The organism is Halalkalibacter nanhaiisediminis (assembly GCF_007830185.1).
In the GTDB taxonomy this organism is placed as follows: domain Bacteria; phylum Bacillota; class Bacilli; order Bacillales; family Bacillaceae_D; genus Halalkalibacter; species Halalkalibacter nanhaiisediminis.
In genome coordinates this window covers 113,348-126,119 of the sequence record NZ_VLKZ01000005.1, presented here as the reverse complement: position 1 = coordinate 126,119, position 12,772 = coordinate 113,348, and the positions used below count along the sequence as shown (strand labels likewise).

Sequence of the window (12,772 nt, the reverse complement as noted above, 5' to 3'; positions counted from 1 at the left end):
TCATCTTGACAAATATTATATTAGAACAACTTAACAGATATATTAATATAAAAAAACGAACTCAGATCTGCATCTAAGTCCGCTTCTTTTATTTCTTTTAGTAAGTACCTATTGGAACTGTTTTTTTAGCACTTTCTGATGAAAGCAATTCAACGAGTAAGCTCATACCTTGTTCAATTTTCTCTGGTGTAGAATGAGTAAAGTTTAATCTCATCGTATTCTTTTGCGCAACCCCAGCATAAAACGGTTCACCAGGCACATATGCTACTCCTTTTTCAACAGCTTGTGTGAGTAATGCCGTTGTGTTGATCGACTTCTCGAGTTCAACCCAAAGGAACATACCACCTTTTGGTTTGACGAAACGTACATCACTTAGATTGGCTTGTTCAAGACATCTAACCATGACCTCCATGCGGCTGTTATACACTGAAATCAAATGCTGAATATGAGCATCAAGGTCAAAATGGCAACAAAGCTGATACAAGGCTTGTTGTGATAATGAGTTCGAATGAAGATCATTCGCCTGCTTCGCTTGAGACATCATCCGAATCACTTGGAAAGGTCCAACAATCCAACCAGTTCGAAGCGCTGGAACAGCTGTTTTTGAGAACGTGCTTGTATACATAACATGCTGGCCATTATCAAGTGCAGCAAGAGGTACATACGTTTCATCTTGTTGGAACTGAATTTCACCATAAGGATCATCTTCAAAGACAACAATATTATATTTTTGAACAAGCTCAATAAGTTGTTTCCTTCTTTCAAGTGACCATACACGTCCTGCAGGATTAGAGAAAGTAGGTACGACATAAATACATTTTGGTTTATGTTGTTTTAACTTTTTCTCTAAATCATCTGGTAACATACCAGAATTATCTGATTGTACCGCAATGACCTTCGCTTCATATGACTTAAACACTTGCAACGCAGCTAAATACGTTGGGTCTTCTGTTAAAATAACATCTCCTGGGCTTAACATCACGCGTGAAAAGAGATCAATCGCTTGCTGGGAACCTGTCGTCAGTAGAACTTCGTCTGCTGAAAATCCAGTAATTCCTTTTTTATTTCGCATTCTCTCAAGAATCACTTCTCTAAGCGGACGATATCCTTCTGTTTCCATATATTGCAAAGACTTTTTCCCTGTTGCAAAAACTCGAGAAAAAGCATCCTCTATTCCTTCAATTGGAAATAAATCATCATCTGGAAGACCACCTGCAAATGAGATCACGTTGCCTTGTCCGACTACTTTTAAAATGTCACGAACGGCAGAAGACTGCAAATGACGAACACGATTAGCAAAGGCATATTTCATAACTGGCACCTCTATCGAACTAAAAATTTTGAATATTACATATATACTACCCGATTTAGCCTAAATGTCAATGGACAAAAAAAGAATACAGACACAAAAATACATCAGATATTTAACTCTGATGTATTCCCTTGTTCGCCTGCATCATGTCATCATCCTGACAGACACGATTACGTCCCTGACTTTTTGCCAAATAAAGAATACGATCGGTTTCTTTGATGAGATCATTAAGATAGTTGGATTCATGCGGTTGCATTGTGAACACACCAGCACTAATTGTCACCCACCTACTAACCTCAGAGCGAGCATGCTCAAATTGTCTCACTTCTATCGCTTTTCGGATTGATTCTGCAACAAAAAATGCCTCTTCCTTACCTGTATTTGGCATTATTACTGCAAACTCTTCTCCACCATAGCGAGCATACTTATAGGTAGAATTAATTTGTTGAACGGTCTTCTCAAGCTGCTTTGCAACCATATTAAGACATGCATCACCAGCTTGATGTCCATAAAAATCATTGTAACCCTTAAAATAATCGATGTCAAAAAGCATTAAAGATAAAGGTGTACCTTCTTTCACTGCCGTTTCCCATTTCATTATTAATTGGTCATCGAAAAAGCGACGGTTTGCTATTTCCGTTAATCCATCCATATGCGATAACCTTTGCAAAATAAGATTGGCTTCCTTTAAACGTTCTTCTGCCTCCACTCTTTTCGTTATATCACTTAAGAAAACCGACACACCATCTTCTCGCGGATAGATACGTATATTAAACCAAGTCGCTGTTCGTGCATCCTGCCCAACATACTGAAAAAGGGTCTTATTTTGTTTAGCTTCCTTAATGGCTTTAAAAAGCATTAATTTCTTGAGGTGAGGAAATGCTTCCCAAATGGATTGCCCTATCAATTCCTCTCCTTTTTTTTGAGAAAGTTTCACGGCTTCTCGATTCATATAAATAAATCGATCAAATTTATCAAGAGCAATAAAGGCATCACGGATACTTTCGAGAATATCAGTCGTTTCTTTTTTCGTTTTTTTAAGCATCTGATTACTCTCTGTAATACCTAAATATAGACGATTAAGTTCTATAAAAAACATAGCAAGAACAACTGTTGCTGAAAAAAGGGAAAGCAGTCGAGCGACATACCAGCCCACGCTAAACCGAGCTCCTGAAAAAAGGGTAACAAAAACATCAAGAGTGAAGGCCAAAACAGATAATACTAGCCATAAATGAAGAGTAGACTTCATTTTCGTTTGTCTCATGAGGCAAACGAGGGCCACAATATTCAAAAGAAGTACAACAGGTCCAATACCAGAGTCTAACAGCAATCTGAAATTCCCCTGCTCAATAATGACGGGTAAGTAGTCACTTCCTTTTGTCAGTACAATTGTACTCATGACAATTATACAGATAATTGTCATCACCATTATAAACGTAAGCTTTCCTTGCCTGTGCACATAGTCGAGCTTATTTTTTCTTAATGTATATACATAAAACAATATCCCAATCGGAAAACCAGAATGCCATAGCACCCAAAACCAGACAGCCGTTTGACTTCCTGCACTTAGCAAACCAGCTTCTGTAAAAACGTTCGGGAACGTTAAAATATGAGGAACCGTTATTAGTCCAGTAAATAAATAAGTCCCTGCTAAAATTAAAATGGCTCGATTACACGTTACTCGATACTGGATAAACATTAAAAAAGAAATAAGAATATCAGCAATCAACAACCAAGATATGAAAATAGGTAGAAACGGGTTAATTTCTACTATTAAGGTCTTAATGTTGGGTAAGGTCAAGAAAACAATTAAAAAAAGAAAAAGTACAAGCCCAATAACGGTCGTACGTTGTTTTTTACTAGGTTCAATCGATTCGATCGATAAGACTTGTTCAACGTTTTTGTTCATATATCGCTCCTTCTGTTCAATCTTCCCTTCATTATAATGACTGACCAAAAGAATAACAATGACATTTCAACCACATCTTTAGAACCGATTATCATTAAAAGAAGGGGCTGCCCATAAGTTCATTTTATGACCTTATGGGACAGCCCCTTTAAAGTTATAGGTTTCTACCTTATTTGTACGTTTTGTATGGTCGAGACGGTGAGCGATCTGATCAACCGGAATCACTCTTATTACCCTTTGAGCCATACGAATTTCACCGATTGGACCACTCCCTAAAACCATAATATCACCTTTTTTAACACTACTCATATGTTTCGAAAAGTCATTCCGTGGTATTTCGGAAACATGACAAATGTGATTGATGAGAGAAGTGGAATGATGCGAAATAAACCTGGTATTAGAATTACTAGTTCGGTTGAGAAATTGCTTCCACGCTTAAAAGTGCACCAGATGGAGTTGCAGAAGCATCAGAGGGAAAAGTCAAGAAACCGATGATCTTAGGAGTTCAAAGGCATCCTGAAGAGATGGCTTTAGAAAATAAAATTATGTTACGGATTTTTGAAAAAATTAAAAAAGAATTCATCGAGGAATGAGCGAAGAATCGGTAAGTATACTAAAAAAATAAATCTAACTGTCATAGTATGATCTTTATGTTAAAGCTCCATTTAAAATACGTTTCATCATTCGTGTTTGCAGTGCAATTTCCAAGGTTTTCCCTTTATGTGTAGTGGGGTATAGATATGAAATATGATGAGGGGGAAATAAAAATGGATTTACATAGAGGAAATTTATATTGGCCTAAGACGCTAAATAATGTACCGCGGTATCATAAGCTTAATGAAGTAATAAGTTGTGATGTTTTGATAATAGGGGGAGGAATGTCTGGAGCATTATGTGCCCATACCCTTTCAAAATATCCGCTAAAAACAGTATTAGTCGAAAAAAGAACCATCGGTAGTGGGAGTTCTTCAGCTAACACCGGGCTTTTACAATATTCGAGTGATATGATGCTCCATGAATTCATTCAAAAGCTCGGGGAAGAAAAAGCAGTAAGGTTTTATAAACTTTGTTTAGAAGCAGTAAATGACTTACAACTAATAGCAAGTGAACTACCTGAACCGGTCGACTTTATTCGAAGAGATAGCTTGTACTATGCTAGTTCCAAAGAGGATATCCCAAAACTTCAAAAAGAATATGAAGCTTTAACGAAACATCAATTTGAGGTAGAATACTTAGACGAAGAGAAAATAAAGAAAAATTTTTCTTTTGAAAAGCCGGCAGCTCTATTAACGAAAGGGGATGCCGAAATAAACCCTTTTAAATTTATTAATAACCTTATTCAGAATGCATCTCAAAAAGGTGTGGAAATTTATGAACAGACTGAATTACACGAAGATAGTGCCGATGAAGAATATGTATATTTTCACTCCGAGCAAGGAAAAATTGCTGCCAGAAAAGTCATTTATACTACTGGATATGAGGAAATTACTTTCGCCAAAAAATTTGGAGCAACAGTAAATCGAACATATGCAGTGGTCACTTCGCGTTTGCCTTCTTTCCCAAATTGGAAAAAGAACTGTTTAATATGGGAAACACAGCGACCTTATTTTTATATGCGAACAACAAATGATGGAAGGATTATAGCAGGGGGACTTGACGAAAATAAAATGGAACTATCACCTGATAAATCGACAATAAAGAAATATGAGAATCGATTACTTCAAAAGATAAAAGAACATTTTCCTAAATACGATCTAGATATTGCTTATTCATGGGTTGCGAGCTTTGGTGAATCTAATGATGGCTTACCGTTTATCGGACTCCATCCTAAAAGAGATAATATTTATTACTGTCTTGGTTTTGGCGGGAATGGTACGGTTTACAGTATGCTTGGGGCAAAGATTTTAAAAGACTTGATTTTCCATCAATCAAACCCAGATGCAGATATTGTCCGTCTTGATAGATGATTATTAAGTCACTATTTTTAAATATACAATAAAAGAAAAATGAGAAGAAAAAAGAAGTACGTTCTCTACAGAAGACTCACAGAACTCTATTTAATGATTACCTTCCCCGTCTTCAAAAATATGAACATCAAGTGGGATTTTTGGTGAGCGCAACAGTTTCTCGAAAACAGATACAGATGCGACTTTTATACGGATGAAAGACGACATATGAATAATGGACAATTAAAAGCAGGCTACAGGGAATCCCCATAATATGAGGAAGCGAGTGGCGGCTGACCGCCACTCGCAAGAGAATGAAAAAATAAATAACAAAAATCACGGAGACCAACGTAAACAGGTCTCCGTGATTTTTAGTTTTTATGGGCTTTTGGGACAGCCCTTCTTTTTCCTTTAATTCATCCACTACTTAGACAGAATTTCACCTGTATGAGCATCAATTACCACATCAACATCTTTATTATTTTCTTGCTCTATTTCAATTTCATAAATGAAACGACCATTTTCCTTTTCAAGATCGATATCATCTACGGTACCGCCACCTACATGATTAAGAGCAATCTCGATCGCTTGTTGAGTCGTTATTTGTTCTTTCACTTGCTCTTTTGGTTGCTTTTCTCCATTACCTTTTTCAGCGACCTTCGCCAACACTTCACGTAAATCATCTTCTACATAAAGGATTTCACCATTCGTTGCATCGACGGATACATCACCATCTTCACCTGCAATTTTCACCTCAAGCTCATAAATATAACGACCATTATTTTTCTCAAGCTCAATTCCCTTAATCTTTCCAGTAGCAAGGTGATCTAAAGCCATTTGCTGAGCTTGTTGAATCGTTATATCCACTTCCTCAGCAATAGGTGTTTTTAACAAGTTACCATCGATATTAATAATCTCACCCGTATGAGCATCGATATCAAAATCATAGTGCTCACCTGTAAATTTTAACTCAACTTCATAGACAAGACGACCATCTTCCCACTCAAGCTTAATGTCATCTACTGTCCCATCCAATACCTCTTTGGCAATCGTGGCGACTTCTTCTTCTGATAATCTGCTTTGTTTTTCACCAGTGGTATTTGCAGCTTGAACTTGAGTATTAACTTCTTGTACTGTGGCCTCTGCAGCTATCGCTTTTTCATAAACAACATTTCGATCCTGATCAGATGCAGCAACACCGATTGCAGTACCACTTGCAATTAGTAAACTTGTTGCGATTGTTGTCATTTTTTTCATATCCATTTCCTCCTTTGATTTCCTTATGTCATCATCATATCTAAGCTTTATGACAACAACGTTAGAGAAAAATGAGAATTTGATGAGAATTGATTAAAAACTATTCTACATCTATATGTTTGATGATTCTAGCAGGGTTCCCCCCAACAACGACATCATCAGGTATATTTTTTGTAATAACTGCCCCAGAAGCGACGACAACATTATTTCCAATTGTCACACCTGGATTAATAACAGCTCTTCCTCCAATCCATACATTATCCCCTATGGTGACTGGTATTCCGTATTCTTCACCCGAAATACGTCTTGAAGGATCCAATGGATGTGTCGCGGTATAAATGTGTACACCTGGAGCCATGAAACAGTTATCCCCAATTCGAACCTCACATACATCTAAAATGACACAATCAAAATTAGCATAAAAGTTTTCTCCAACATGAATATTGTAGCCATAATCACATCGGAAATTTGGTTCAATGAATACATTTCTCCCTACTGTACCTAGAAGCTCTTTTAAAAGTTCAGTGCGTTTGATATCCTCCGTCTCGCATGTTTGATTGTATGATCTAGTAAGTCTTCGTGCGTTTACACGTTCTTTTGTTAATTCTGGATCTCCTGCATGATACAATTCACCATTTAACATCTTTTCCTTTTCTGTCTTCATTATGATATCTCCTTCTAAACTTCATTTCATTTTAAAATTTACAATCTTAACCTTAATTTTCTATTAATATTATGAATATCCAATAATTTCTTCTTCGCACCAATTTTGTTCAATATTTGTTTAAGTTTTTTAGCGTTTGTATTAGGACGTTTGAACTAAAAAATGGTACAATTCAAGAAAATACACTAATGTAAAGGACTGAGCCGTTTATGTCTTATTCAATATCAAAAAAAATAGTTACAGAAACTAACCCTACAAATAAGTTAGAAGCTTTCCTTCAAATCATACCAGTTATACACTCCATGCTACCAGATCTAGGTATTGGTATGACAAATACAGAAGAATGGCTTGTCTATTATCCTGGAAGAAAGATTGATATTGGAGCAAGAATTGGACTTAAAATTGATCCAAAAGAGCCACTAGCTGACTGTATTCGTTTTAATAAGATAATTGAAGAAGAAGTACCTTCTGAGTTCTTCGGCTTTCCATTTAAAGGTCTAGCAGCACCCATTATTGAAGAAGATAAAGTTGTGGGAGCTCTTGCTATTCAAATTCAAGAACAAAATGAAAAAGAGTTACGTAGAATAGCTGATCAAATTGTCGAATCAATTGGACAAGCAAACCAAGAAATTACAAATGTTGCACAAGGTGCGGACGGGCTAGCTACAATTAGTCAAACACTGCTTGAACAGTCAAACACTGCTTCAGAGGAAATGAAAAATACTGATGAAGTACTCACCTTTATAAAAAAAATTGCTGACCAAACGAATCTGCTCGGATTAAATGCTTCCATTGAAGCAGCAAGAGCAGGTGAGCATGGACGTGGATTTGATATCGTCGCAAAAGAAATACGAAAATTATCCAATGAAACGGTCTCCTCAACAGAGAAAATTCGCAGTACCTTAATGAATATGCAGCAATCCATCAATGAAATATCAGTCTCAATCGAAAATGTTGTCTCGGTTGGACGCGATCAAGCTGCATCTACAGAGGAAATTGCATCCTTTATTGATGAGATTGAAAAAATGAGTAAGGATTTAAATAAGTATGCATCAGAGTTGTAAAATAGTGTACACAATCAAAATCCTGACTGAAATTAATCAGTCAGGATTTTTCAATTAATCTTCCCAAATTATTGTCATCACTTCACCCGTTATCGCATCAATTAACACTTCTGCATCTATATCTTCAGACTCAGCTTTAATCTCTATTTCATATATTAATCGTCCATTATCTTCGTCAAGCTCGATATCTTCTACTTTACCAGCAACTTTAGAGAGTGCAATTCGCTTCGCTTCTTTTTCTCCAATAGGCTTTTTGTACTGTTGCTGCTCTTTTTTAGGAGAAGATTTATCTTCTTCCTTCTTATCCTTCTTGTCTTTCTTGTCTTCTTTTTTCTGCTCCTTAGCTTGCTCAGGAGGCTGCGTTTGTGCAGGTGGTGGTTCAACTTCCTTTACTGAGGAAGGTTCGACTTCTTCTTCTGTTAACGAATACACAAGCACTTCACCCGTTCTAGCGTTAATCTCCATCTCGCCCGTCCCTTGTGACTGGCGAACCTTCACGTCATAGATGAGTTGTCCATCCTCTTCCTCAAGCTCCATTTTAAGAATGGTCACGTCTTCACCAACTGATCGCTGCACGAGCTCTCTTATTTCTTCATGACTAAGTGTTGTTGAAGACGTGACCTCCTCATCTTCCCATTTACTAGGATCCACTTCTTCCCGCTTAAGAACATGCGTTAGCGAAAGAATCTCTCCCGAATACTGATCAACAATGATTTCATATATTCCAGCTTCAGCTAGTAGCTCAATTTCATAGACATCCTGCCCGTCCTTCACATTCTCATGTAACGAATAAATTCTCCCATCAAATTGTTCTTGAATAAAGGTTCTTACCTCGTCTTCCTCAATCGCTGCTTGAGCTGGACGAATAAAAGAAATTGCGATAATCGCCGCAATGACGACAGCAAGGCCGATAAAAATTCGATTGCGCCATACGCTATTCATCAAGTTCTCCTCCTTTCCTTATTGCCATGGGCAACAATACCGTAAATGTTGTTCCAACTTGCTCCTTACTTATCACGGAAATTTGTCCCCCGTGTACGTCAACTATTGTTTTAGCAATCGCCAAGCCTAAGCCACTGCCTCCTGTTTGTCGACTACGTGCTTTATCGACACGGAAAAATCGTTCAAACACATGCGGAAGGTCTTTTTCAGAGATTCCAATTCCTTGATCACTTACTTCCATTTGTACGAACTCATTATAATGAGAAAAGGTTACCGTTAATGAATCATTACTATATTTTAAACCGTTTTCTAATAAGATAAAAAGCAGCTGCTTAATCCGTGCTTCATCTCCTAAAATGGTATACGTTTCATCTGTCCCAATATGAATATCACGCTCATAAGCCTGTTGCAGCTTTCGTGCCGTTTCTTGGGCTAAAAGGCTAAGTTCAAGCTTTCGTAATTCCACCGTTCGATCTTGCTCACCAGTTGCCAGTGATAACATTTGTTGGGTTAAACCTTTCATTCGCTTAGACTCTTCAAGTATAGCCTCAACTGCTTCTTTTAACCTTTCTGGATTAGTCATTCCCCAACGCTTTAATAAATTCGCATAACTTTCAATAACCGTAAGAGGCGTCCGCAATTCATGAGAAGCATCTGAAACAAACTGCTGCTGCTTCTCGTAATTGCACTCAAGCAGTTCAATCATTCGATTAAATGTTTGGCCCATTTGATCAAGTTCATCTTTAGACTCCTCTGATACCTCAATGCGATTAAACGTACCACTTTTTCGAATACCTTCCATCGTCTGCATCAATGCTTGAATCGGTTGAAGAAGAAGCCGACTTAACGCCCTCCCTGCAAAAAAGGCAGGAATTAAGACAAGTAACGAAGCCACCACAAGGACCAATCTCAGTGTTGCTAAAGTCGACTCAAAGGTGTCCATCTTCTCACTATATTCTAACGTCACGACTGTTCCATCGTTCCAAATCACAGGAAAACGGGCCATAGCAATGCGATCACCTTGATACCGAATTTGCTCTGTTCCCTGTGCGACTGAATACATACGTGAAATTCCGCGCATGGCTGGATTTTTTGTAATCGTAACAGCCTCACTACCATCTTCTCGAATAACACGAATCATTCCTTCACCTGCGACATAAGCAGCAAAAAGGTCTGCAGGCTGAAGTGTTTCTCCACCCGCTGCTTCAGCAATAGCTTGAGCTTGCGACGAAACACGTTCTAACTCAGCACGAGCCGTCAATTGCTCAAATAGAAAATAGATACCACTATTGACGATTAATAAAATCACGAGAAGCCATACCGTTGAAAACCAAGTGATTCTGCGTGAAATACTCATTATTTCGGATCCTTAATAACATAGCCAACCCCGCGAACAGTGTGGATCAAAGGCTTATCAAATGGTTTATCAACCTTTTGTCGCAAATACCGAATGTACACATCAACAACATTAGTGTCACCATAGTAATCAAATCCCCAGACATGCTCAAGGATCTGCTCACGGTTTAACACTTGATGGGGGTGTCTCATTAAGTAAACAAGTAAATCAAACTCTCTTGGCGTACACTCAATTAAGACATCTCCACGCTGTACTTCACGCATCTGTTCATTAATTGAAAGATCAGCAACTTTTAGACTTTCATCTACGGTATCGGTTACGGTAACAATCTTAATACGCAAACAAGCTCTAATTCGGGCAAGAAGTTCTTCTATTTCAAATGGCTTCGTCACATAATCATTCGCCCCTTGATCTAATCCCATAACTTTATCTACAATCGTATCTCTAGCTGTCAGCAAAATGACAGGAGTCTGATTCCCTGCTGTTCTCATCCTACGTAATACTTCCATCCCACTTAAAACGGGAAGCATAACATCTAACAACACTAATGACCAATGTTCGGATTCAAGTTGCTTAAGTGCCGTACCACCATCAGCAGCAATCACCGTTGCATATCCTTCATGCTCTAGCTCCAACTGAACAACTCGGGCAATATTTGCCGCGTCCTCTACGATTAAAATTTTGGCTTGTTCCATTATTTTTCCTCTCATCGTCCTTTATCTCTTATTACCACCCAATAAGCCTCACCACTGAGCGAACTTTCCATTTATTTAAGTGTACATGAAATCATAGGAAAGAGAAAACAGAAAAAAGCCAGACATTTTGTCTAGCCCATTGAACCTATAAATACTTTCGATGCACCTTTTTTCCATCATAAATAAACGCAATTGCCTTATCACTAATGACTGTTTCGATATTGACTGCTCGCCCCCACAGCTGATATAAATAAGGAAGTACTTTCTCTAAATAACCAATATCGAGCTCTGTTCCTTCGTACTTATGAGTAATGTAAAGCTCTCCATTTTTTAAATAATCGCCATCCGTGACAACAAGATAAGGAAAACCACCATTTACTCTTGACAAAGCTAGCTGATCACGGACATGCTCCCACTCTTTATCGACGATTTTGTAATCGCCACCTTGTTTTTGAAACAAGTACATATCCTCACGCATAACGAGATCCTTCGTTAAGTAATTGCGAATAAAGGAAATATCAGACTCAATCTCACGGACTTCAAACATCTTCTCTCGTCCACTGTCTGGCTTAACACCTTGTCGTTCTTGCATCTCCTTCGTCGGATTATTATAACGCTCTTCAATATCCTCAAATATTTTCAACCCTAAATAATATGGGTTAATCGACGTCTTCGATGGTTGGACAACTCCTGCATTCAATGTCGCAAACTCAATCGTTTCTTCACTCGTTAAATCCATTTCACGAAGGATCCGCGAATGCCAGTACGAAGCCCAGCCTTCGTTCATGATCTTCGTTTCAAGCTGTGGCCAAAAATATTGCATTTCTTCACGCATCATCGTTAACACATCACGTTGCCAAGGCTCGAGTTCACGGCTGTATTCTTCGATAAATAGCAAAATGTCTTTCTCGGGACTTGGAGGGAAGCTTTTTTTCTTTGCTTTTGGCTCTTCTTTTACTTGCTTTTCATCGAGCCTCCATAAATCATCATATTCTGATTTCTTTTTTTGCGCGGGTTCTTCTTCATCTGTTATGCTCCAATCTAATTTCGGTCGGATGATACTTGGGTCGATATGCTCTTGTATGGCAAGAACTGCATCGAGAAAATTCTCGACTTCTTCCTTTCCATAAACATGCTCATAATAGGCAATTCGCTCTGCCGTTGCACTCATACTCTCAACCATGTCACGCCTCGTATTGGAAAACCGGACATTATTTTTAAAGAAATCACAATGACCAAGCACGTGTGCAACAATCAATTTGTTTTGAATGAGCGAGTTACTATCAAGTAAAAAGGCATAGCATGGATCAGAATTGATGACCAATTCATAGATTTTACTCAAACCAAGATCATATTGTAATTTCATTTTATGAAACTGCTTCCCGAAGCTCCAATGTGTGTAACGTGTTGGCATTCCGTACGCACCAAATGTATAAATGATTTCCGCAGGACATATTTCATAACGCATTTCATAGAAGTCCAGGCCAAATCCTTCTGCTATTTCAGTGATTTCACTTATTGCTCGTTCAAGCTCCTTCCATTCTTCTGACGACATTAATATCCCTCCTTGAACTTGCTTTTTACATCTTATGTAAGAAGCAATAAAAAAAGACTGTTGAACAACGT

11 protein-coding genes are annotated in these 12,772 nt (G+C 38.0%); 2 read left to right on the top strand and 9 right to left on the bottom strand.

Translation table 11 applies throughout. The features are described 5' to 3' along the window. Nucleotides 1–97: 97 nt before the first annotated feature. The 3 genes from IQ10_RS10125 to IQ10_RS18030 all read right to left on the bottom strand — a co-directional run bounded on the left by IQ10_RS10125 (nucleotide 98) and on the right by IQ10_RS18030 (nucleotide 3,503). Nucleotides 98–1,312 (bottom strand): aminotransferase-like domain-containing protein, encoded by a 1,215-nt coding sequence (locus IQ10_RS10125; protein ID WP_144450394.1) that lies wholly within the window; start codon nucleotides 1,310–1,312, stop codon nucleotides 98–100. Between the two features lie 112 nt (nucleotides 1,313–1,424). Further along, the gene (locus IQ10_RS10120; RefSeq protein ID WP_144450392.1) at nucleotides 1,425–3,221 is read right to left on the bottom strand and encodes an MASE4 domain-containing protein; all 1,797 of its coding nucleotides are present in this window, start codon (nucleotides 3,219–3,221) and stop codon (nucleotides 1,425–1,427) included. A gap of 132 nt (nucleotides 3,222–3,353) precedes the next feature. Continuing rightward, entirely contained in the window at nucleotides 3,354–3,503 is a 150-nt protein-coding gene (locus IQ10_RS18030) for a hypothetical protein (RefSeq protein ID WP_158640027.1), read from the bottom strand. A gap of 458 nt (nucleotides 3,504–3,961) precedes the next feature. On the opposite strand from IQ10_RS18030, the gene IQ10_RS10115 reads away from it, so the two are divergent. Next, on the top strand, nucleotides 3,962–5,188 hold the full coding sequence (locus tag IQ10_RS10115; RefSeq protein WP_144450391.1) for an NAD(P)/FAD-dependent oxidoreductase: 1,227 nt from the start codon (nucleotides 3,962–3,964) through the stop codon (nucleotides 5,186–5,188). A 402-nt stretch (nucleotides 5,189–5,590) separates the two neighbouring features. Here IQ10_RS10115 and IQ10_RS10110 read toward each other — a convergent pair whose 3' ends face one another. After that, a complete protein-coding gene (locus tag IQ10_RS10110; RefSeq protein WP_158640026.1) occupies nucleotides 5,591–6,424 on the bottom strand; it encodes a PepSY domain-containing protein in 834 nt (277 codons plus the stop codon). A 100-nt stretch (nucleotides 6,425–6,524) separates the two neighbouring features. After that, nucleotides 6,525–7,088: a maltose acetyltransferase domain-containing protein gene (locus IQ10_RS10105; RefSeq protein WP_144450387.1), complete on the bottom strand. Its 564-nt coding sequence runs from the start codon at nucleotides 7,086–7,088 to the stop codon at nucleotides 6,525–6,527. Nucleotides 7,089–7,297: 209 nt separating this feature from the next. Here IQ10_RS10105 and IQ10_RS10100 point away from each other — a divergent pair, with 209 nt between their 5' ends. Continuing rightward, entirely contained in the window at nucleotides 7,298–8,152 is an 855-nt protein-coding gene (locus IQ10_RS10100) for a methyl-accepting chemotaxis protein (protein WP_144450382.1), read from the top strand. A 54-nt stretch (nucleotides 8,153–8,206) separates the two neighbouring features. Here IQ10_RS10100 and IQ10_RS10095 read toward each other — a convergent pair whose 3' ends face one another. From IQ10_RS10095 to IQ10_RS10080, 4 genes are all read right to left on the bottom strand, one after another. Continuing rightward, nucleotides 8,207–9,094, bottom strand: a complete 888-nt coding sequence (locus IQ10_RS10095; RefSeq protein ID WP_144450380.1) for a PepSY domain-containing protein — start codon at nucleotides 9,092–9,094, stop codon at nucleotides 8,207–8,209. Continuing rightward, on the bottom strand, nucleotides 9,087–10,451 hold the full coding sequence (locus IQ10_RS10090) for a sensor histidine kinase (RefSeq protein WP_144450378.1): 1,365 nt from the start codon (nucleotides 10,449–10,451) through the stop codon (nucleotides 9,087–9,089). The genes IQ10_RS10095 and IQ10_RS10090 overlap by 8 nt, the downstream gene beginning before the upstream one ends. Further along, complete coding sequence (locus tag IQ10_RS10085) at nucleotides 10,451–11,146, bottom strand: response regulator transcription factor (RefSeq protein ID WP_144450377.1); 696 nt, start codon at nucleotides 11,144–11,146, stop codon at nucleotides 10,451–10,453. The genes IQ10_RS10090 and IQ10_RS10085 overlap by 1 nt, the downstream gene beginning before the upstream one ends. Before the next feature lie 145 nt (nucleotides 11,147–11,291). Then, the gene (locus IQ10_RS10080) at nucleotides 11,292–12,701 is read right to left on the bottom strand and encodes a SpoVR family protein (protein ID WP_144450375.1); all 1,410 of its coding nucleotides are present in this window, start codon (nucleotides 12,699–12,701) and stop codon (nucleotides 11,292–11,294) included. Nucleotides 12,702–12,772: the final 71 nt, after the last annotated feature.